The organism is Salinibacter sp. (assembly GCF_036626415.1).
Classification (GTDB): domain Bacteria; phylum Bacteroidota; class Rhodothermia; order Rhodothermales; family Salinibacteraceae; genus Salinibacter.
This window is the reverse complement of the sequence record NZ_JAZKRW010000026.1, coordinates 1-21,484: the sequence shown is the minus strand read 5'-3', so window position 1 is coordinate 21,484 and position 21,484 is coordinate 1. Positions and strand designations below refer to the sequence as shown.

19 protein-coding genes and 1 rRNA gene are annotated in these 21,484 nt (G+C 64.4%); 13 read left to right on the top strand and 7 right to left on the bottom strand.

The annotated features are described in order from the left end of the window. Positions 1-54 precede the first annotated feature (54 nt). Positions 55-294, bottom strand: coding sequence for a hypothetical protein (locus V5A20_RS04885; protein WP_332315288.1), 240 nt, complete (start codon positions 292-294; stop codon positions 55-57). A gap of 717 nt (positions 295-1,011) precedes the next feature. Between V5A20_RS04885 and V5A20_RS04880 the strand changes: the two genes are divergently transcribed. The 4 genes from V5A20_RS04880 to V5A20_RS04865 all read left to right on the top strand — a co-directional run bounded on the left by V5A20_RS04880 (position 1,012) and on the right by V5A20_RS04865 (position 7,009). Continuing rightward, positions 1,012-3,234 carry a protein-disulfide reductase DsbD family protein gene (locus V5A20_RS04880; protein ID WP_332326827.1) on the top strand — a complete coding sequence of 741 codons (2,223 nt, stop codon included), beginning with the start codon at positions 1,012-1,014 and terminating at the stop codon, positions 3,232-3,234. Positions 3,235-3,337: 103 nt separating this feature from the next. Continuing rightward, complete coding sequence (locus tag V5A20_RS04875) at positions 3,338-3,982, top strand: thioredoxin family protein (RefSeq protein ID WP_332315286.1); 645 nt, start codon at positions 3,338-3,340, stop codon at positions 3,980-3,982. 630 nt (positions 3,983-4,612) lie between these two features. Further along, positions 4,613-6,001 carry a UDP-glucose dehydrogenase family protein gene (locus V5A20_RS04870; protein WP_332326826.1) on the top strand — a complete coding sequence of 463 codons (1,389 nt, stop codon included), beginning with the start codon at positions 4,613-4,615 and terminating at the stop codon, positions 5,999-6,001. Positions 6,002-6,046: 45 nt separating this feature from the next. Then, entirely contained in the window at positions 6,047-7,009 is a 963-nt protein-coding gene (locus tag V5A20_RS04865) for a UDP-glucuronic acid decarboxylase family protein (protein WP_332315284.1), read from the top strand. 25 nt (positions 7,010-7,034) lie between these two features. Here V5A20_RS04865 and V5A20_RS04860 read toward each other — a convergent pair whose 3' ends face one another. Continuing rightward, on the bottom strand, positions 7,035-8,078 hold the full coding sequence (locus tag V5A20_RS04860; protein ID WP_332315283.1) for a mechanosensitive ion channel family protein: 1,044 nt from the start codon (positions 8,076-8,078) through the stop codon (positions 7,035-7,037). Between the two features lie 232 nt (positions 8,079-8,310). Between V5A20_RS04860 and V5A20_RS04855 the strand changes: the two genes are divergently transcribed. After that, positions 8,311-8,841: a protease complex subunit PrcB family protein gene (locus V5A20_RS04855; protein WP_332315282.1), complete on the top strand. Its 531-nt coding sequence runs from the start codon at positions 8,311-8,313 to the stop codon at positions 8,839-8,841. A gap of 230 nt (positions 8,842-9,071) precedes the next feature. On the opposite strand, the gene V5A20_RS04850 is transcribed toward V5A20_RS04855, so the two are convergent. Next, positions 9,072-9,608: a Fur family transcriptional regulator gene (locus V5A20_RS04850; protein ID WP_332315281.1), complete on the bottom strand. Its 537-nt coding sequence runs from the start codon at positions 9,606-9,608 to the stop codon at positions 9,072-9,074. A gap of 85 nt (positions 9,609-9,693) precedes the next feature. Beyond that, positions 9,694-10,356, bottom strand: coding sequence for a dTMP kinase (gene tmk / locus V5A20_RS04845; RefSeq protein ID WP_332315280.1), 663 nt, complete (start codon positions 10,354-10,356; stop codon positions 9,694-9,696). 186 nt (positions 10,357-10,542) lie between these two features. Between tmk and V5A20_RS04840 the strand changes: the two genes are divergently transcribed. The 3 genes from V5A20_RS04840 (at position 10,543) to V5A20_RS04830 (ending at position 13,649) form a co-directional block, all read left to right on the top strand. Continuing rightward, on the top strand, positions 10,543-11,952 hold the full coding sequence (locus V5A20_RS04840; protein ID WP_332315279.1) for a tetratricopeptide repeat protein: 1,410 nt from the start codon (positions 10,543-10,545) through the stop codon (positions 11,950-11,952). 68 nt (positions 11,953-12,020) lie between these two features. Further along, positions 12,021-12,926, top strand: a complete 906-nt coding sequence (locus V5A20_RS04835; RefSeq protein ID WP_332315278.1) for a DUF368 domain-containing protein — start codon at positions 12,021-12,023, stop codon at positions 12,924-12,926. Positions 12,927-12,965: 39 nt separating this feature from the next. After that, entirely contained in the window at positions 12,966-13,649 is a 684-nt protein-coding gene (locus V5A20_RS04830; protein WP_332326825.1) for an OmpA/MotB family protein, read from the top strand. Here V5A20_RS04830 and V5A20_RS04825 read toward each other — a convergent pair. Beyond that, positions 13,619-14,242, bottom strand: a complete 624-nt coding sequence (locus tag V5A20_RS04825; RefSeq protein ID WP_332326824.1) for a hypothetical protein — start codon at positions 14,240-14,242, stop codon at positions 13,619-13,621. The two genes, V5A20_RS04830 and V5A20_RS04825, sit on opposite strands and share 31 nt — an antisense overlap. 17 nt (positions 14,243-14,259) lie before the next feature. On the opposite strand from V5A20_RS04825, the gene V5A20_RS04820 reads away from it, so the two are divergent. After that, complete coding sequence (locus V5A20_RS04820) at positions 14,260-15,324, top strand: endonuclease/exonuclease/phosphatase family protein (RefSeq protein ID WP_332326823.1); 1,065 nt, start codon at positions 14,260-14,262, stop codon at positions 15,322-15,324. Positions 15,325-15,352: 28 nt separating this feature from the next. On the opposite strand, the gene hemH is transcribed toward V5A20_RS04820, so the two are convergent. Beyond that, positions 15,353-16,636 carry a ferrochelatase gene (gene hemH, locus V5A20_RS04815; RefSeq protein WP_332326822.1) on the bottom strand — a complete coding sequence of 428 codons (1,284 nt, stop codon included), beginning with the start codon at positions 16,634-16,636 and terminating at the stop codon, positions 15,353-15,355. Between the two features lie 294 nt (positions 16,637-16,930). Here hemH and V5A20_RS04810 point away from each other — a divergent pair, with 294 nt between their 5' ends. The 3 genes from V5A20_RS04810 (at position 16,931) to pyrR (ending at position 19,278) form a co-directional block, all read left to right on the top strand. Beyond that, positions 16,931-17,956: a Kelch repeat-containing protein gene (locus V5A20_RS04810; protein WP_332315273.1), complete on the top strand. Its 1,026-nt coding sequence runs from the start codon at positions 16,931-16,933 to the stop codon at positions 17,954-17,956. 27 nt (positions 17,957-17,983) lie between these two features. Next, positions 17,984-18,625: a DsbA family oxidoreductase gene (locus V5A20_RS04805; protein WP_332315272.1), complete on the top strand. Its 642-nt coding sequence runs from the start codon at positions 17,984-17,986 to the stop codon at positions 18,623-18,625. Between the two features lie 140 nt (positions 18,626-18,765). Further along, complete coding sequence (gene pyrR, locus V5A20_RS04800) at positions 18,766-19,278, top strand: bifunctional pyr operon transcriptional regulator/uracil phosphoribosyltransferase PyrR (protein WP_332315271.1); 513 nt, start codon at positions 18,766-18,768, stop codon at positions 19,276-19,278. A 21-nt stretch (positions 19,279-19,299) separates the two neighbouring features. Here the strand turns inward: pyrR and V5A20_RS04795 are convergent, their stop codons facing one another. Beyond that, entirely contained in the window at positions 19,300-20,022 is a 723-nt protein-coding gene (locus tag V5A20_RS04795) for a PASTA domain-containing protein (protein WP_332315270.1), read from the bottom strand. A gap of 739 nt (positions 20,023-20,761) precedes the next feature. On the opposite strand from V5A20_RS04795, the gene V5A20_RS04790 reads away from it, so the two are divergent. Next, positions 20,762-21,484 (top strand): 16S ribosomal RNA (locus V5A20_RS04790); the annotation flags it as partial.

Genomic DNA, 21,484 nt, shown 5'->3' with positions numbered 1-21,484 from the left:
CTTCGTGCAGAAAATCCATGCGTGAGCAAATCTGGCGAGCCTCGGGGGCGTCTGTTAGTTTCGACCCACGGTGGGGGACGGGTCCGTGTCGTTGCTAAACGAGAACCAGACGAGCATCGCCCGGTCCTCCGGCCCGAAGGGGCAGTCGGCCTTGCGGTATTCCGCCCACCCTCGGCGGTACGCGTGACGCCCGGCCCGGCGGAGACCGGGGGGGACGTCCTCCGTCGAGGACTCGTCAGGGGGAGTGTCGGCGCTAGACCCAAACGGGAGGAAGGAGTCGTTGAGAAACATCATAATCGGTCCACTGGGAAAAGGGGGGCGCTTGGGAACTTCGGACAGCCGGTTGGTCCCAGAGACCATCCAAGGGGCTGTCCGAAAGTCCTGTGTCCTAGACATCGGCGGCGACGAGGAAAGCTTAAACGGGCGGAAAGGCCGAGGGTAGGGAAGAGGCCGGGCGCCTCCGACGGCGATCCTTCCCGAATGGTATTCGGGATCCGGGCGCTGCACGTGTCTTCGTTTCTTCATCGGTTTACGCGCAACGGCCCGAGGGAAGTACCGACAGAAGAAGTCAGTGGAACGCAGGGCCAAAACCGTTCCGACCGTTGGGGCCGCGCCGGGCTGGCCTTGAGAAAAGTGTGCGCGTTTCCTGTAAAAAGAGACAGTCGGGGAGGGGGCGAATACGCGTGCCGCTCCCGGAGACGGGGCCGCCGTGCCTGAACGTCGGCCCCAATCCTTTTCGCGCATGGGATCCCTTTCGAAAGTGATCTGCTGGTGGCCGTCGGCCTGATTTTCGGGACCGAATCGGGGAAATTCGTGATGAGGTGGGAAAGATCTACCGTCCCTCCGAAGAGGCATGAGGGCAGTGCGGGGGACGTGTCGGGCAGCCGGGGGGCGACCGGCGTGCCTGCACGGTGAGAGAACGAGCAAGGATGAACCATTTTGGACAATTTGGGTAAAGTCCCTTGGTCCAAAACGGCTCAATAGCTGCCTACACGACGTCCTTAATTTCTCATGACCCTTTCCCGATGCATCGGACGCGGGCGCCTTCTCGTCGGGGCGTTGCTTCTCGCGATTCTATGGGGGATGGGGGGCGCGGTCGCCCTTCAGGCGCAGTCCCAGCAGTCCGCCGACGACCCGAGTCCGCACAGCGAGGCGACGCTCGTGAGTGAGCAAGACGCCATCGTGCCGGGGCAGGCGTTTACGGTGGCCTTGCGCTTGGAAATGGAGGAGGGATGGCACAGCTACTGGAAGAACCCCGGGGCGTCCGGGGAGCCGACGTCCATCGACTGGGCGCTGCCGGCGAGCTACGAAACCAGTGGGTTCCAGTGGCCCTACCCGCACCGGATCGAGTTCGGGTCGCTCATCAGCTACGGGTACTCCGACGAGGTCTTCCTGATTACCAGGATTACGCCGCCCGACACCCTGACGCCGGGCACGAGGGTCACCCTCGGCGGGCGCGCCGAGTGGCTGATTTGTGAAGAGATCTGCCTGCCGGCACACGCGGAGGTCGAGCTTTCGCTGCCGGTGATCGAGGAGGCCCCCGGAGAAACCGAATGGGCATCGGCCTTCGAGGCGGCGCGGGGAAAGCATGCGAAGAGCGTGACCGACTGGTCGGTGGGCGCGGGGCGCAGCGGCGACCAGTACACCCTGATCTTGGGGGCGCCGGATGCCCCCCGCCCGGACCTGGAGGGGGCATACTTCTACGCCGCGGAGAAATCGGTCATTGATCCCGGGGCGCCCCAGCCCGTCACCCGAGACGGAGACACCTACACGATTGCGCTTCAGCAGTCCGAGTACGCCCAGGCCCCGGCGGATCGGCTCCGGGGCGTGCTGGTGGCACCCGAGGGCGTGAGCTGGGCGGCGGACGGCGGCGTACGTGCCATGCAGGTGGACGTGCCGGTGGATACGACGCTCTCGGTCGCCGATGCGGCAGGGAGAGGGGCCTCCTCTGCAGGAGGGGGGCTCTCGCTGCGCTGGGCCCTCGCGTTTGCCCTCGTCGGCGGGCTCCTGCTCAACCTGATGCCCTGTGTCTTTCCGGTCCTGTCGGTCAAGATTCTCGGGTTTGCCGAGGAGGCCGGGGGCGAGGCGCGCACGATGCGGCGCCACGGATGGCTCTTCGGGGCGGGGGTGCTGGTGTCGATGTGGGTGCTGGCTGGGGGGCTGCTCGCGCTCCGAGCGGCCGGTAGCCAGATTGGATGGGGCTTTCAGCTCCAGTCGCCCATCTTCATCGCCCTCATGACGATGCTCTTCTTCGGCATCGGGTTGAACCTGCTCGGGGCTTTCGAGGTGGGCACGACCCTCATGAGCTGGGGCGGGCGGATGCAAACGGCCGCGTCCGGGGGGAGCGACCTGAGCGCCTTTCTCACCGGCGTGCTTGCTACGGTTGTCGCCACGCCCTGCACGGCGCCGTTCATGGGAGCGGCGCTCGGCGTGGCCCTCACGCTCTCGGCGGCCGGGGCCCTACTGATCTTCACGGCCCTCGGCGTGGGCATGGCGACCCCGTACGTCGTCCTCTCCATGACGCCGGCCCTCCTCGATCGCCTGCCCGAGCCGGGGGCCTGGATGGAGACCCTCAAGCAGGCCTTCGCCTTCCCCATGTTCGCCACCGCCGTCTGGCTCGTGTGGGTCTTCGGGCAGCAGACGAGCAACGGCGGGGTGGCCTTCCTGCTCGCCGGGCTCCTGCTGCTCGGGGTGGCGGCCTGGATCGTGCACCGCTGGTCGGCGCCGCAGCTCTCGCGAACGACCACGCTGGTCACGCGGGGGCTTGCGGGGGCCGCGCTGGTGGGCGGCATCGCGGTCGCGGTCATCGGAGCCGGCTCGGCCCCCGCCAAAGAGACTACGGCGGCCCCGGCCAACGGCGTGTCGGGAACGGAGCCGACGTGGCGCTCTTACTCTCCGGAAACCATCGAATCGCTCCGGGCGGAGGGGCGTCCGGTCTTCGTGGACTTCACGGCGGCCTGGTGCCTCACGTGCCAGGTCAACAAGCGCCGCGTACTGACGGCCGAGTCGGTGCAGAACGCGTTTGACGAGAAGGACGTAGCGCTCGTGCGGGCCGACTGGACGAACCGCGATCCGGACATCACGAACGCACTCGAGTCGCACGGACGGAGTGGGGTGCCGGTTTACGTGCTGTACGCGGGCGATGGCTCCGAACCCATACTCCTGCCGGAGGTGCTTACGGAAGACAGCGTTCTGAATGCCCTGGACGATCTTACGTCGGCGTCTCCGTCGTAGCAGACCGGCGTCAATCTCCGCGTCTCGCTCGGTGGTGACAACCTGCACACGCTTTGCTCTGAATGCTGCCCGCTTTGTGTCCCAAAACAACCTCTACGGATTTATGATTGCACGCCCAATGCGCATCACCTGCGCCACGCTCGCGATCGGACTGCTTACGGCCGTTGCGCTCCCCCTAACGAGCACGGCCCAGACGGATCAGGCTGAGTTGGGAGCGTCCGCTCCCGGCTTCACCCTGAAGGCTGCGGACGGGGACGAACACAGCCTGTCCGACTTTGAGGGCCAGTACGTCGTGCTCGAGTGGCTCAACTTCGGCTGCCCGTTCGTTGGGAAGCACTACGGCAGTGGAAATATGCAGCGGCTCCAGAAGACCTATACTGACAAGGGCGTCGTGTGGCTCTCGATCGTCTCGTCGGCGCCGGGCGAGCAGGGCTACTACCCGCCCGACGAAATGGTGCAGCAGAAGAAAAAGCACGACGGAAACATGACGGCCATCCTGATGGACCCGGATGGCAAAGTTGGAAAGACGTACGGCGCGACGGTGACGCCGCACATGTACGTCATCAGTCCGGAGGGGGAGCTGCTCTACCGGGGTGGCATCGACGACAAGCCGACCACCGATGAGGCCGACATTGAGGGGGCGACGAACTACGTTCAGATGGCCCTCGATGCGGCGATGAATGGGGAGAACGTGAGCCCCGAGCGCGCGGAGCCGTACGGCTGCACGGTCAAGTACGCCTCAAAATAGGTGACGTCGACGCTCTCAGCCCTCCTGTCGGCCGGCATTTTGTGTACGGCACGTCCGCGAAGGCTGGTGCCCCCCTGCTTCTCTGCAGGGCCCGCTTCCTGATTGTGGATAACTGTTGCGCCACATGGGAGGAGTACACCCAATAGGAACAATAACAGAATATACACCAGGGGTACAGTGGCCGCTGCAGGTTCGACAGCCCGAATTTTTAATGCTGTTATTGTTCTTTTCCAGACCGGGTTGTGGATGCGTTGTGGATAACTGTGAACGAAGCTGAGGCCGCCATCCTCCACTCCGGGTGCTGGTCTTCCGTTATTTTCTTGGATAAGTGCCCGTTCCAAAGCAGCATCGCTCCCGTGTGGCGTCGCGGAGCGGCGACTCGGAACGGGGCGGTGGGCAACGCCCATTGGTCCTTGGGATTGCTACAACCTTCGCCGGAGCGGATCGCTTTTTGCTTGAGCATTGCGTAGGCTTTCTAAAGAAGCCGCTTCCGGGCCAAACCGGCCAGGAATTCGTTGCGTTTGTGACCGGTGGTCGCCACCTTACGAGCGTCACAAATGCTCCGAGCACCGTCCCGTTCGTCGGGGCATTTCACGCACATCTCTACAGACTGAAACGAACTCTACTGGCATGAACATCACAGTTGTTGGCACTGGGTACGTCGGCCTCGTCTCGGGCACCTGCTTCGCTGAAATGGGACACGACGTAACGTGCGTCGATATTGATGAAGAGAAAGTCGCTCAGCTTGCCAGCGGCGAGGTCCCGATCTACGAGCCTGATCTAGATCGCTACTTTGAGCGGGCGCGGGCGGAGGACCGCCTCCACTTTACGACGGACCTGGCCGAGGGAGTCACCGACGCAAAGATCGTGTTTTTTGCCCTCCCGACGCCGCCGGGGGAGGACGGCTCGGCCGATCTCTCGTACGTGTTGGACGCGGCAGCGGACGTGGCCGACCTGCTGGTCGAAGCGGACGACCCGGAGCACCGAATCGTCGTCAACAAGAGCACCGTCCCGGTCGGCACTGGGGATCGGGTGGAGGAGGCATTTGCGGACCGCGGCCTCGAAATCGGCGAGGAGGTGGACGTCGTCTCCAACCCCGAGTTTTTGCGAGAGGGATCCGCAGTGGAGGACTTCCTGAAGCCAGACCGCGTCGTGATTGGCACCGAGAGCGACCGGGCCGCCGAGAAGATGGAGCGGCTCTACGAGCCGTTTGTGCGGCAGGGGAATCCGATTCTCGTCGTGGACCGTCGCTCGGCGGAGATGATCAAGTACGCGGCCAACTCGCTGCTGGCCACGCGCATCTCGTTCATGAACGAGATTGCGAACGTCTGCGAGCGGGTGGGGGCCAACGTAGACAAGGTGCGCCTCGGCATTAGCAAGGACCACCGCATCGGCCCGCACTTCCTGTACGCCGGCATCGGGTTCGGGGGCAGTTGCTTCCCGAAGGACGTGCAGGCCCTCGCCCGAAAGGGCCGAGAGAAGGGATACGATTTCCAAATTCTGGATGCCGTCCTCAACGTCAACGACCAGCAGCGGCGACGCCTGGCCGAGCAGGTGGAGGACTACTTCGACGGTGACCTGGAGGGGCGACGCATCGCCGTGTGGGGCCTGTCGTTCAAGCCCGGCACCGACGACACCCGCGAGGCGCCCTCTCACGTCGTCATCAACTACCTTCTGGAACAGGGGGCCGACGTGGTGGGGTACGACCCCGAGGCCATCGAGACGACGAAGGAGACGTTCGGCGACCAGATCGAGTACGCCGACGGCATGTACGCGGCGGTCGACGGGGCCGAGGCGCTCCTGATCTGTACGGAGTGGCACGAATTCCGACGGCCGGACTTGGGCGCGGTGCGGGAGCGTTTGGAAACCCCACTCGTGCTCGATGGACGAAATCTGTACGAGCCTGCTCGAATGGCCGAGATGGGCTTTGAGTACCACAGCATCGGACGGCCGAGCTATGCGCCGGAGACCAATCAGGAAGCCATCGAGGAGGCCATCGTCGAAAACGGACAGCCGTAGGTCTCCATCTTACGTTCTTTCTCTCTTTTGCACGCTCCCACGCCCATGCCTCGTACACTCATTACCGGCGGCGCCGGCTTTCTCGGCTCCCATCTCTGCGACCGCTTCATCGAGGAGGGCCACTCGGTGATCTGCATGGACAACCTCATTACGGGCGACACCGAAAACATCGAGCACCTGTTCGAGCTCGGGCAGGATCGCTTCCGGTTCGTCGAGTACGACGTGACCGACTACCTCCACGTCAACGGCGAGCTCGACTACGTCCTTCACTTCGCCAGCCCCGCCGCCCCGGACGACTATTTGCAGTACCCGATCCAGACGCTAAAGGTCGGGGCGCTGGGCACCCACAAGGCCCTGGGCCTCGCCAAGGCGAAGGAGGCCCGCCTGCTCATCGCGTCGACGAGCGAGGTGTACGGCGATCCGCAGGTGCATCCGCAGTCGGAGGACTACTGGGGCAACGTGAACCCGGTGGGCAAGCGGGGGGTGTACGACGAGGCCAAACGGTTTGGGGAGGCGCTCACGATGGCCTACCACCGATACCACGGCGTGGAGACCCGCATCGCGCGGATCTTCAACACCTATGGGCCGCGCATGCGCGTGGACGACGGGCGGGCCCTGCCCAACTTTATGTCACAGGCGCTCCGGGGCGATCCCCTCACCGTCTACGGGGACGGCAGTCAGACGCGCGCCTTCTGCTACGTCGACGACCTCGTGGAGGGCCTCTACCGGCTCCTAATGAGCGACGTGACCGATCCGGTCAACATCGGAAACCCCGACGAGATCACGATCCAGGGGTTTGCCGAAGAGATTATTGAGGTGACCGGGTCAGACAGCGAGATTACCTACGAGCCGTTGCCGTCCGACGACCCCCAGGTACGCCAGCCGGACATCTCGCGGGCCAAGGACAAGTTGGGATGGACGCCGGATGTGGGTCGGCGCGAGGGCCTTCGCCGCACGCTAAGCTACTTTCGAGAAGAGGTGGAGACCGCGGCGCCCGTAGGCGACTGAATGCCGATCCGGAGCCCCACGCTGTTCAGGTCTCGTCTCGTGGCCCCTCCGTAATCTGGACCACGCGCTGAGGAAACGGAATCTCGATCCCTGCCTCGGCAAACCGGGAGAGGGCCCGCCGATACACGTCGTCCCGGACGGCCCGCTTTCCGCGGGGCGCATCGATCCAGAGAAGGACCTGCAGAACGATGGCGTGGTCTCCGAGCGTCGTCACGTTGACCTCCGGGGGCGGGGTCGAAAGAATGCGGTCGGACGTCCGAAGGAGGGCCTGCAGCAGCGACGTGGCCCGGTCCAGGTCCGTCCCGTAGGCCACCCCGATCGTCAGCTCGATCCGGGTTTTTTGCTCGGGAAGCATGTGGTTGATAATCACTTCTTTGCCCAGCACATCGTTGGGAATCATCACGATCTCGTTGTTGCGGGTGCGGATGACGGTCTTGTGGAGGTTGATTTCCAACACGTCCCCGATAAAATCGCCGACCTCGATTCGGTCCCCCACCCGAAAATTGCGATCGGCCGTGAGGGTGACGCCTGCGAGCACATTTGAGAGGATCGTCTTCGCGGCCAGCGCCACGGCCAATCCGGCAATTCCCAAGGAGGCGAGGAAGGCGGTCACCTCGATGCCCAGCTCGCGCAGCGCGATCAGAATGCCCGCGATCCAGATTACGTAGACCACCGTCAGGTCCAACAGCCGTATCACGCGCTCGTCGATGTCCGTATCGGTCCGGTGGGCGAGGGGCAGCCCGTACTCGCGGATGAGGTTCTTGACCAGGCTGGCCAAAATCCAGGTGCCCGTGAGGATGAGCAGGGCGCGCTGAGCCCCCTCCCACTCGCCAAACTGCTCCTGGACCTGCGGAATGCGGTACAGCGCATAGTTGACGGACCCCAGTGCGACGAGAACGCTCATCGGGGGACCGAGAATGCGGAGCAGAATCCCATCGATCTGGAACCGACCCTGGTCGGCCTTGCGGCCGAGCCACCGGACGGCGTGGAACAGCAGGTACGCCCCCAGAAACCCCGCCGCGACGATTGCGAGAGAGACGACGAGGGTCTGGACGGAAATCCCATTCATGGTGTGCAGGGCCGGGAGGGTGATCTGAGCTCGGGATGGGTGCCGGAACCGCGTGCCGGAGCCGACCGGCCCCCACAACTGTGTGTTGGCAAAGGAGGTGCGTGTAAGAATACACAGACGCACAGAGACAATCGAGCCTCTTCCTCAAATGGATAGACGTCCTGTCATGCAACACGACGGATCTCAGCGACCTGTACGGTGGACCCTTCCGCGAGGCCCTCTCGTTTTAACGATGGCACTCCTGTTGATTGGGGGCTGCAACAGCGTAGGGACCGACCCGGACGGCGAGTCGGGCTTCAACACCGAAATGGAAACGCAAACGATCGCGACTGGGGCCGTGAACACCAACGAGATCGATCGCGGACAGTACGGCAACATCGTCGAGGGGACCCAGCGTGTCCTGCGGAGCGACGAAGAGTTTTCTGCCTTCTGGGCAGACCTACATGCGGACCAGAACAGCGCGAACGACGGCACGCCCCCAGATCCACCTCAGGTCGACTTCGACACGCAAATCGTGGTCGCTGTCGTATTGGGGGAGCGGTCAACCGGTGGGTACTCCGTTGATGTGGACCAGGTGGTCGCCAACGACGAGGAGGGAACGATGCGCGTAGACTTTACGGAGACGATGCCCGGGAGCACGTGCGCCGTCTCGCAGGTGTTCACGTCGCCGTATGTTCTGGCCACGGTCGACATGGACGAGGCGCCCCCGGAAGCAGACGATGAGGTTCTGTTCTCCCGCTCAGAGCAGACGGATTCTTGCTGAGCAGAGGGGCGTGTCGCCCCGTCAAAAGGAGGGTTCCCTATTAAGAACGGCCAAGATCGGTGCGGCGGACATTGGACAGCCAGCACCGAGAGGGAAGTGGAACGACGCCGCGACAGCGAAACGCGACGGGGGGTGTGAGGTGCAGGGGCCTCTTCCCCCCGGTCGGTTCCACTCTCCGGAAAGAGGGACAACGTTCATGTCCATAGAAGAGCGGCCCCGTCCAGAAGCATCTACGCTTCTGCCTCGCTGGTGGCAGCCTCTTTCGCGGTGGTCTTTCCTTCAGAAGCGGCTTCGTCTGCGTCCTCGGACCGATTCGGGCAGTCCTCGCGGATGCAGTGCCCGTACATGTTCAGCGAGTGATGCTTGATCTCAAACTCGTAGATGTCGGCCACCATTTCCTGAATGCTCTGCAGGCGCGGGTCGCAGAACTCGAACAGCTCGTTGCAGTCCATGCAGATGAGGTGGTCGTGCTGCCAATAGCTGTAGGCCCGTTCGTATTTGGCCTGGTTCTTCCCGAACTGGTGGCGCACCACAAGGTCGCACTCTAGCAACAGCTCCAGGGTGTTGTAGACCGTGGCCCGACTCACCTCCGTGCCGTCCTGCTTGAGGCGGACGTACAGCTCGTCGGCGTCGATGTGGTCGTCCGTCTGGTAGATCTCTTCCAACACCGCGAAGCGCTCGGGCGTCTGCCGTTTGTTGCGCTTCTTGAGGAACGCCTGGAAGATGGAACGAACCTCGTCGATCTTCTGCTGAGGAAGGGTCGACATGCCACTGGCGGGGCTGTGTGCGACAGCAATGGGGACGTCAGGGTGTGGGGGAGAAGCAGGCGCGTCCCCGAGACGACAAGCCTGCTCATGAATCAGGCGAACCGGTGGCGGCGTGGGGGGTTCCAGAGGTTTCGTCCAACAGGGCCGCCACATCGGCCCAGATTTCGGTGTGCAAGGCCTCGATCGATCGATCTCCATCGAGGCGACGGATGCGCCCAGGATGCTCGTCGGCAAGCGTCTCGTAGGCCGCCGCAACACGGTGATAAAAGTCCTGGTTCTCGGCCTCCATGCGATCGCCAGTCGGAGCACCTTCGGCGCGGCGTGTGCGGGCCGTTTCGGGATCGAGCTCCACAAGGTAGGTGCGGTCCGGAACGAGGCCGCCCGTCACGCGGTGGTGAAACGACTGCATCCACTCGGGGTCGGCCACGCCGCGACCGGCCCCCTGGTAGGCCGTGGTTGAGTCGTAGAACCGGTCGCAGATGACAATCCGCCCGTTCTCTAAGGCCGGCCGAATGCGCTCGGCCACGAGCTGCGTCCGGGCAGCCGAAAACAGAAGCAACTCTGCCATCGGATGGACGTTTAGGTCAGGCTCCAACAGAATGGAGCGAATCTGTTCGGACAACTCGGCGCCGCCGGGCTCGCGCACGAGAAGGGGGTCGTGGCCGCGCTCGCGCAGGGAGGCGTCGAGCCGCCTGGCCTGCGTGCTTTTTCCGCTTCCGTCGATGCCTTCGAATGTGAGAAGCAACATGGGGCCCAGCAAGTCGGTTTGGTGTCCGGAAGGGCGTCCGGCCCACGGGGGCCGACCGCACGCAGGGGTCATCTTTGCAAGTTCCTTCGTGGAGGCGTTATACTTAGAAGCGAATGTCGGCTGTGCCCCCCGGCAGAACCGTCCGGTGACGGCCGTGCGTTCTCCTTACTCATGTACTGGTGTGGTATGAACACGTTCGACTTCGGCTTCGATGACTTTGAGGACTCTCCACACGAGGACCCCCTCGAAGATCTCGTGGCCGCGTACGAGAACGACCCGTCTGCGTATTTCGACTCCGGCGACCTCGAAGAGATTGCCTCGTTTTACTTCGAGGAGGGGGAGATGGAAAAGGCCTTGGAGGTGATCGACCGCCTCATTGATCTTCATCCCTATACCTCCGATGCCTGGATGCGGCGTGGCATTCTCTTGAACAACCTGGGCCGCCCGGAAGAGGCACTGGAGGCCTACGAACAGGCCCTCGACGTGAACCCGACGGACACCGAGACGCTCATCAACCTCGGAATCACGCTCGACAGCTTGGGCCGCGTGGAAGAGGCCCTAGAGGCCTACGACGAAGCGCTCTCGATCAATCCGCTGCACGGAGAAGCCCTCTTCAATCTCGGGGTGACGCTGGAGCGGGACGAGCAGTTGGAGGCCGCGGTGGAGGCCTTCGAGCGGTGCGCGGAGGTCTATCCGGAGCACCCAGAGGTCTGGTACGAGCTGGGCTACTGCTACGACCGGCTCGGGGACGACGAGAAGAGTGTGGAGGCGTACGACAATCACCTCGACGTCGACCCGTACTCGAAGGACGCCTGGTACAACCGGGGCATCGTGCTCAACCGCCTCGGCCGCTTCGAGGAGGCGGTGGAGAGCTACGACATGGCCCTTGCAATCCACGACGAGTTCGCCTCGGCGTATTACAATCGGGGGAACGCGCAGGCCAATCAGGGCGACCTGGAGGGAGCCGTCGAGAGCTACGAGCGGGTGCTGGAACTGGAGGGCCCGGACGCAGCGACCTACTACAACCTTGCGCTCGCCCACGAGGAACAAGACGACCCCGAGGCGGCGCGCACGTATTACAAAAAGACGCTCGACCTAGAGTCGAACTACCTGGAGGCGTGGTACGGCCTCGGCTGCTGCTACGATACGGACGAACGGCACGAAGAAGCGCTTGAGTGCTTCCGGTACGCCGTCAATCTGGATGCGAGCGTGCCAAAATTTTGGACGGCGCGGGCCGACTGTGCTTATAAAGTGGGAAAGCTCGACGAAGCGCTGGAGGCGTACCAGCATGCCGTGCGGCTCGACGAGTCGAACGAGCACGCCTGGACCGGCTACGCCGAGACGCTCTTGGAGAAGCAGCAGCCCGAGGACGCCCTGGAGGCGTACCGACAGGCCCTGGAGCTCGACCCAGACCGTGCCAGCACGTACTTCCGACAGGCGAAGGCCCTGCTGGCGCTCGGCCGGGCGGACGAAAGCATCCGGGCCCTCAAGACGGCCTTCCAGCTCGATCCCGCGAAGAAAGAGGAGTTCCAGAAGGCCTACCCCGCCCTCTACGACAACGACCGTGTCCGTCGGCTGCTCGATCTTGACGCGTAGTCCCTCGCTCCTCGGTGGCCGCCGTGCCTGAGCCGGCAGGATCTCCCCCCAATCCATTCGCTGTCTGCATGCCCACTGCGCCGCTCGCCCTCGTTCGCTACGTGCTCTACGGCGTGTTGATGGGCGGCGCCGACGTCATTCCGGGGGTGAGCGGCGGCACCATGGCCCTCATTGTCGGGGTGTACGAGCGGCTTGTGGGGGGGCTCAGTTCTGCGGTGTCCTTTGGCCTGGCGGTGCTACGCCTCGATCCTGAGGCCGCCCGGCGGCATTGGACGGCGGTGCCGTGGGGGCTCATCGTGCCCCTCCTCGGGGGCATCGGTGGGGCCATCCTCGGTGGAGCAAAGATCATCCCTCCCTTGATGAACGCGTACCCGGCACCCATGCGTGGGCTCTTTTTGGGGCTCGTGGGCGCGTCGCTCCTTGTTCCTGCGCGCCGCATCGAGCGGATGACGGGCGCCCGGGCGGCCCTCGGCCTTGCCTGTGCCACCGGCGCGTTTTTCCTGACCGGCCTCCCGGCCCTCGCCGTGTCGGAGCCGAGCTGGGTCCGCGTCTTCGGCTCGGCGATGGTGGCGATTTGTGCGATGATCCTGCCCGGCGTGAGTGGGGCATTCTTGCTGGAGGCGTTGGGCATCTATACCCCCACGCTGGAAGCACTCAACGCGCTTGACTGGGGTTACGTGTTCACCTTCTGTGCAGGGGCGGCCGTGGGGCTCGGCGCGTTTTCGAAGCTGCTCGACTTGCTCCTCACACACCGCCACGACGCGACGATGGCGGCGCTCGTAGGGCTCATCGCGGGGGCCCTCCGGGCCCTCTGGCCCTACGGTGGAGCCGAGCGCGTGCTTCGGGGGCCCGAGGCGGGCGAGCCGATCGTCCCGGTCATCGTGTTGGCCCTAGTTGGGTTTGGCGCCGTGGTCGCACTCCTCGTGTGGGGCCCGTCGGCCGTCGAGGCGGAGCCCACTGCCTCTGCCTCGTAGCGCGACTCTCCGTCTCGTCTTGCCCGCCGCTTCCGCTCGATGCATCGCCTTCTGCTCGTCTTTGGGGTTGCCGTCGCCTTCTCTGCCCTCGCCGGGTGTGCCACGACACAGCGTTCGGGCACGCCTCCCGTGTCGCGCCTGGACTCCCTCCGGGCCGAAAATGCCACGCTACGCAGCCGGCTTCGTCGGATGGAAGACTCGCTGGGGGTTCGCGACGACGTGGCCACGGGGCAGTACTACCGCGACCTGCGCGTCTTGACAGACCGCCTCAACCGCCGTACCTACGAGGTGCAAATGCTCCGGCAGGGCGGGCGGACGGTGCGCGTGCTCCCGGCCGACTCGCTGTTTGAGCCCGGCACGGCGACCCTCACGGCGGCGGGAGAAGGGCGGCTCCAGGCCACCATCGAACATCTGGAGCGGACCTATCCCTCCCGGTCGATGCAGGTGGAAGGGCACGCCGACGATACGCCTTTGAGTGAACAGATGCAGGAGCGGTTCGCGTCGAACTGGGAACTGTCGGCGGCCCGGGCCACCGCTGTCGTGCGCTACCTCATCGCCCACAGCATCCTTGACCCCGCCCAGTTTGCCGCCCTTGCCTACGGGGCTACGGACCCAGCCGCATCCAACGCGACGGCCCAAGGACGCCGCCGGAACCGACGGGTTCGCATCGCGGTGCTCCCGGCCCCACAGGACTACTCCCGGCCTCTTGAAGTATCCTGGTGAACGGCCCGATACCGTCCGACAAAGTGAAGGTGACTCTGAGAACCGTCTGCGTTTGGATAGACGCCGAAGCCATTGATCCGATACTCCGGACCGGTGGGCGTGTCGACCACGCGCTCTCGGAAGCTCTCGACGATCCCGGCGTCAGTCTTTCGGTGCCAGGTGATCACGTCCCCGGACACCTGCCCGCGATACGTCACGGTTTCACCATCGGGCGGGTCGACCTCGCACACCAGCACCCCATCACCGGTCACGTAATTGCGTGCTGTTTTTCGAACGACACGTCCGTCCGGGTACCGATCCACCTGTGTCCCCACCTGGACCTCATCCTCCCATCGGTAGCGGTGCTCCGCCGAGAGGGAATCGACCTGTTTGCCGTCGTGCGTGTACACCACGAACGGGCCCTTCCAGTGTCCTGTCAGCGGCTTCAGGGCGGCCCGGGGAGACTGGGCCTGTGCGGGACGCTTCCCGACGACGACGAGCAGGACGGCCACCGCGACGGCGGTTCCCCCGAGCACGCCCCACCCGGTGAGCCAGGCATGGGGATTCAAATCATCGGCGGGCTTCCGTTCAGCCCCGCACCATTCAACGCGCATGGGTCAACAACAGCGTGATGAGTCGAGCGCTTCGAATTTTTGGGTCGGTTGTCGGCGGTCTGCTCCTCGCCGCCGCCGGGTTTTTCCTCTGGGCGAGTTCCGGGGCGCTGTCCGAGGGGGAGCTCGCGCAGGTTCGGACCTACGCGGCCGGGCCCGACACGACGCGGCCGGACACCCTCACGGTAACCACCTACAACATCGGCTACCTCTCGGGCATGACGAACAACGAGCCGGTGGTGCGCCCCGACAGCCTGTTCGACGCGAACATGACCCAGGCCGTCGACTTTCTTCGGGAAGCGGCCCCTGATGTCGTTGGGCTCCAGGAAATCGACTTCGGTGGGGCCCGCGTCGCGCAGCAGCATCAGCTCGACACGCTCGCCACGCGGCTCGGGTACCCGACGGCGGCCCAGGCCGTGAACTGGGACGAGCGGTACTTGCCGTTTCCGTACGGCCGCCCGGCCGTTCATTTCGGGCGCACCCTCTCCGGGCAGTCCACTCTCAGTCGCTTCCCCGTGCGGCGCCACGTCCGGAACGTACTGCCCCGCCCGCCGCAGCCGTTCTACCGGGCGGCCTTCTACCTCGATCGCCTCGCGCAAGTGGCGATCGTTGACCTTGGCGGGCATCCCCTCGCGGTCATCAACGTGCACCTCGAGGCGTTCGACGCCGGGACGCGTACGGAGCAGGCCCGTGTCGTGAACGACCTCTACCGCCGCCTCGCAGACCGGGACATTCCGACGCTCCTGCTCGGCGATTTTAACAGCGAGTCTCCCGAGGCCGGATCCGGATCGCAGGAGGGGGCCATTGCGCGCTTGACCCGAAGCACCGACCTGCAACCGGCCGTTGCCTCGCCGGACGTGGGCTCGCCCCAAGCCACGTATCCGGCCGACGCGCCGACCCGGCGCATCGACCACATCTTCTATTCGCCCCGCTTCTTCGCGCCGGTCGACGTACAGCGGTGGTGTGGGGCCCCCGCGCCCCCCTCCGACCACTGTGCCGTGACGGCCTCGCTGCGCCCCATCGCCCCGGACGAGTGGGCGTCCTACGAGGCCCTTCCGGTCCTGGAGGCGGGCCGGAGGGAATGAGCAGGGCGATCGTGCGGGGCCAAGGAACCTACGCCGTTTCCAGCTCGCGCGCCGCCTCTTCCTCCGATGCGTTCCAGTTGGTGGCCTCGGCCACCTTCTGGCACTGCTGGCAGCGAATGCTACGGTCCTCGACCTGGTAGCAGGGACGCTCGCATGCCGGCGCCGGGGTCTGCACGTTCGGCAGCTGGAGCTGCGCGGCCGTCATGTCGGCCAGTGTCTCGATAAACTTGGGGTGGCTGTTGAGCCCGGGCATCACCTCGTAGTGCTCCGGGATGGGGGCGCCCTCCTCTTCAAGGTCCTCCGGGATCTCGATGGCGAGCTCGTAGCTCGTCTCGATGTGGTCGGTCACGAACGCCACCGGAATCACGAGCACGTCTTCTCCCTCTTCGGCCAGTTCCTCCACCGTGTCGTCCGTCGCGGGTGCCAGCCACTCTGAAGGCCCCACCTTGCTCTGGAAGGCTGAGGTGAAGTCGTGGTCGTGCCCCCGCTGCTCCATCACGTGCTTCACGGTGGAGTGGACCAGGCAACAGTACGGGTCGTTTCGGTCCTTCATCTCGTTGAGGGGCGTCCCGTGCGCGCTGAAAAGGAGGTGCACGTCGTCGCGCACGTCGTCGGGAAATCGCTCCAGTCCCTCGTCGATCCGGTCGTTCAAGGCCTCGATGTACTTCGGGTACGTGGCGTACTCGAAGACTGAGGTCGTGGGCCACGCCGGAATTTCGCCCGCCTTCTCCAGCTCGTGCCAGTACACGAGCGAGGCGCCGGTCGTGGTCTTGGAGTACTGGGGGTAGAGGGGAAGCAGCACGACCTTGTCGACGCCGTCTTCCTGCATCTGCGCCGCCGCGTCCTCGCTGAACGGCTCCCAGTACCGCATCGCCATGTACGTTTTAAATGTGGCGCCCGTCTTCGCGGCGTACTGCTCGTTGAGCCGCTGCTCCAGGTTTTCGGCCTGCTCGCGTGTGAGCGGATTGATGGGCGAGCCCCCGTCGTCGCTGATCTCTTTGTAGTCCTCCGCGACCGACTTGGACCGGAAGTACGAGATGATTTTGGAGAACGCCTGGCGCACGCGCCCCCGCGCTTGGAAGTAAACGACCTCCGAAAAGTCGATAATCGCCGGATCCATGAACAGGTTGTAGAGAAACGGCTCCACGGATTCCTCCCCGTCCGGGCCGCCGAGGTTGAGGAGCACGACCCCGACCGTGTCGCCCGACTCGACGCCGAGCTTGGCCGAGGGGAAAAACTCTCCCTCGACCAGCCGGGGGTCACTGTTGTATTCCTCACGGTCGTAACGCTGTATGAACTCGTAGGGCGTCATTGGGGGCAGCAGTTGCTTGAAGAGGAAGGCTAGGTATCGTGTACTCGAAACGAGGGCACTGCACAAAAGACCCGCGTGGTGCCCCGATCGTTGCAACTCTGTTTCGGATGTACGGCAACGCGGAGGGGGCGATTTCGGTCCCGGATTCCCGTCCGATTTACATTCACAACAAGCGGAACTCAATTCCCCCGAATTGATCCTGCGGGGACCGCGACAAAACACCTGACGCGTCGCCGGATACGCCAGTGCGAAGCTTCTCCGCACGCTCGCGTCCATTCTAGCTGTCATCGTCCCATGCCCCTTTCTCGACGTCGCTTCCTTGCCCTCGGTGCGGCTGGGGCGGGCACACTTGCCTTTCGTCCCGACCGCGCGCTGCCGGCGGGCGGCGACCCCGAGTGGCGAGAGGGGCCTGCCCTGCCCGGCGCGACCCAGGAGGTCTACAGCACAACGTGGAACGGGCAGGTCGTGGTCGCAGGGGGGCTCCGCTCGAGACGCGACAGTAATCGCCGGTTCACGACGTTGGGCCAGACGAGCCTCTTCGATCCCTCGACGGAGACGTGGACGCGGGGCCCGACCCTCCCCGATCCCCGTCACCACATTGTGCTTGCGACGGCGGGCGGGACGGTGTACGGCTTCGGGGGATTCGTGGGCGAGACCCTGCGCAACGGATTTCGGTTTCGGGAGGACGTGTTTGCGTTCGATGGGGACCAGTGGGCCCGCATCGGGACGATGCCCACACCGCTCGGGGAGACGGTCGCGCTCTCGGCAAACGGGCGGATCCATCTCGTGACGGGCAGTCTTCACCCGGACGACGGGGACTCCCGAGGGGCCTCCCGCACCCACCTGGTGTACGAGCCCGAGGCGGAGGCCTGGAGCGAGGCGCGGCCGGTGCCCACGGCCCGAAGCAGCGCCACGGGGGCCGTGATCGACGGCCGTCTGTACGTGGCGGCGGGGCGCCGAACCGACGGCGGCGTTACCAACCTCGGGGCGCTGGAACGGTACAACCCGGCGACGGACACGTGGACAGAGCTGCGGCCCCTGCCCCAGCCCTCCGGTGGACTCGCCGGGGCCGCCCTCGACGGAAGGCTCTACGTCTTCGGCGGAGAGTACTTTTCGGAGGGCGGGGGCGTGTACGAGCACACCTGGGCGTACGACCCGGGCGCGGACGCCTGGACGCGAATGGCTCCCATGCCGACGCCCCGGCACGGGCTTGCAGGGGCGGCCCTGGGTGGGAATATTTACGCCATTGGCGGCAACACCGCCGCCGGCATCGGGGCCGCGACCGCCTCCGTCGTCGAAATCCTGTCGCCCACCGACTGATCTTCTTTCCCACTCCCCCAAGCTGCCATGACCGTTGACGTCTACGCCGACATTGCGTGCCCCTGGTGCTACGTGGGCCGTGCCCGCCTGAAGCAGGCGCTTGCCCGGCGGCCGGACCTCGACGTGACGCTCCGCTGGCGGCCCTTCCAGCTCCAGCCGAACCTGCCCCCGGAGGGCCGCGACTTCCGTTCCGCCATTGAGGAAAAGTTCGGCGACTGGGCGCGGGCGAAACAGATGTTTGAACGCGTTCGGGAGATGGGGGCGGCCGAGGGGCTTGCCTTCGACTTCGACGCCATCGACGTGGCCCCGAATACGGCCGACGCGCACCGGCTCGTCCTGTGGGGGCAGGACCAGAACGCCGGGGATGCCGTGGCCACCGCGTTGTTTCGGGCCATCTTCTCGGAGGGACGAAACGTGACGGAGCCGGAGGTGCTCGTGGACTGTGCCGCCGACGCGGGGCTCGACGCCGAGGCGGCGCGCGCACTGCTCGACGGAGACGAGTACGCCGAGGCCGTTCGCGAAAGCCAGCACCGGGCGCAGCAGCGGGGCATCACGGGCGTGCCGTGCTACGTCTTCGGCCAGGAGCACGCCGTGATGGGGGCACAGTCCGTCGAGGCGTTGACGGAGGCCCTGGACGCGGCCCCGCCGACGCCGTCCGCGACGGAATAGGGGCGGACACAGGGGGAAGGCGGATCTCATTCGTGCCCCCCGACTTCGACATTCGGTGTGCCGTGCTGTAGCTTTGAGGCCACGGAAGGTCTTCTGGGGGTATTTCCGTCGCAACCGAATCGACTACATTGGATCAACACATGGGTCGAACACGCATCATGTCCCCGGAGCGGGTCCACCGCACGCTCCGACGTCTCGCCTACGAGATTATCGAGCAGAACCGCGGGGCCGAGTCACTCGAGATATTCGGAATTCAGCGGAGTGGCGTCCCGCTGGCGCAACTCGTGGCGGACGAAATTGGGGCTGTGGAGGAAACGGCCCCGAAGACGTACGACCTCGACGTGACGCCCTTTCGGGACGACCGGCCCGACGTAGAGCCCCCCGCGACGCCTCCCCACGACGTGGACGTGACGGGCCGGGACGTGATTCTCGTCGACGATGTGGTGTTCACGGGGCGCACGGCGCGGGCTGCGCTCGACGCAGTCCTGCAGTACGGACGCCCGAGCAGCATCCAGCTCGTCGTCCTGGTGGATCGGGGACATCGGGAGTATCCCATTCAGCCCGACTGCACCGGCCGCCGCCTCCAGACGAAGCACAAGGAGGAGGTCGTCGTAGAAACCGGTGGAAAATCCGCGGTGTATGTGGAGGTCTGAGAAGCCACACTCTCCTGAGCGTCAGTTGAGGCCCGTGGTATCCTGAGAGAGGGAGTCGGGCTCGGGCACCGCGGTGGAGTCGTCGGTCGTGAAGAGACGAATTTCGGTTCCGGCGCGCACCTTTGTCTCTGGGGGGCGGCCCTGCCTTCGGACAAAACGTCGGGAGGACGATGTGTCGGCCGGCGATTTGGGGGAGGCACCCGCGCGGGGATCCACGACGATGGCCCGGAGTTTCTGCGCTCGCAACAGACGTCGGGCCTGCTCCACCGTCCGTCCGGCGATGCTAGGCACCTGAACGGTGTCGGTGCCGAGTCCTGTGCTGTACCACAGATCTATGGTGCCGCCCGTCTTCAGAGAATCGCCCGGGCTCGGCCGTTGCCGGGTAATTGTGTTTGGGTAGGGGGACGGAAGGGAGTCGGGCCCGACCGTGCCAACGCTGAGCCCGAGCGACGCAATGCGGTTTTTGGCCTCCCGCACCGAGACGCCACTGAGATCAGGAATGCTAACCACGGGGGCTTCCCCTGCATTCACGGTTAAATACACGCGTCGTCCCGGCTTCACGTTTGCGTGGGGGGGCGGATTTTGGTCCACCACGGCCTCCCGGGGAACGTTCGGATTGAAGCGGCCGACTTGGCGTTTGACCTGCAGATTCCGGCTCTCGACCTGCTCTTTGGCGTTCAGAAAGGATGTCTCTTCCACGTTGGGCACCTGCACAGACACCCCATGACGGGTATACGATGGCATGAGGACAGCGTCGACCAAGAAATACGTCGCCAACCCGAGGAGCAAGAGGCCTCCGAGCCCTCCCCAAAAGTACGCATTTCGGAGGAGAGTGCGAAGCCAATGGAGCAGGGCTTGGAAAGAGGAGAGGGAACGCATTGGTGCAGAGCCGACAGAGAATGACAAAGGAGACGCAAGACAACAAAGGAGCGAAACCCCAGGAATTGCCTCTTGGTCTCCTGCTCGATATGACGGCAGAGTAACACGTATAGAATCCTGCAGTTTCCAGGCTTTCTCCAGGCCAAGCATACAGAGCCGCCTGAGCTCCACCCGTTCTTGACACGAGGAGCAGGAACCGTAGTAAAGACAGCAGGTCTAATGCGACTCCTGAGAAAGGACGCGCCGACGCAACCGGCGGTCCCTGACGACGGGTTGCGATCCGCAGCCGATTTAATCTTGATTCACGCGGTGAGTTGAAACCAATTCTCACCCCTTGGGTCTAATGCGGACGCAGCGAGACAAGTGCGACGAGTGATGTCCGCTTGATCTCGCGAGAAGGAGACGCCCTTTGAGAAAGTATGAAACGAAGGGGGCAAGCCTTGACATTCAAGGTCGATCTCCGTACTGTATAAGTCCGCGCCTACTGGAAATACGGTAGCGCGGCAATGTTCTTTGACGGAATTGGAAGCACAGCGAGTCCTTGTCGATTCCTTTCTGCCTTCGGGCAGAAAATGAATGCGATCGAGCTAGACCAAGCTTTCCTACCACGGAGAGTTTGATCCTAGCTCAGGACGAACGCTGGCGGCAGGCTTAACACATGCAAGTCGCACGAGAACGTCCCGACTTTGTCGGGACAAGTACAGTGGCGGACGGGTGCGTAACGCGTAGATAACCTGCCTTCAGGCGCGGGACAACCTCGGGAAACCGTGGCTAATACCGCACGACGTCCAGACCCCACATGGGGACTGGATGAAAGCCTTCGGGTGCCTGAAGATGGGTCTGCGTCGGATTAGCTTGTTGGTGAGGTAACGGCTCACCAAGGTAACGATCCGTAGCTGGTCTGAGAGGATGATCAGCCACACTGGGACTGAGACACGGCCCAGACTCCTACGGGAGGCAGCAGTGGGGAATCTTGCACAATGGGGGAAACCCTGATGCAGCCATGCCGCGTGGAGGAAGACACCCCTATGGGGCGTAAACTCCTTTTCTGAGAGAAGAAACCTCTGTAGGTTCAGAGCGCGACGGTATCTCAGGAATAAGCACCGGCTAACTCCGTGCCAGCAGCCGCGGTAATACGGAGGGTGCAAGCGTTGTCCGGAATCACTGGGTGTAAAGGGTGTGCAGGCGGGGCAGCAAGTCGGAGGTGAAAGCCCGTGGCTCAACCACGGAAGTGCCTTCGAAACTGTTGCTCTTGAGTCCCGGAGAGGCTGTCGGAATTCGTGGTGTAGCGGTGAAATGCGTAGATATCACGAGGAACACCAGAGGC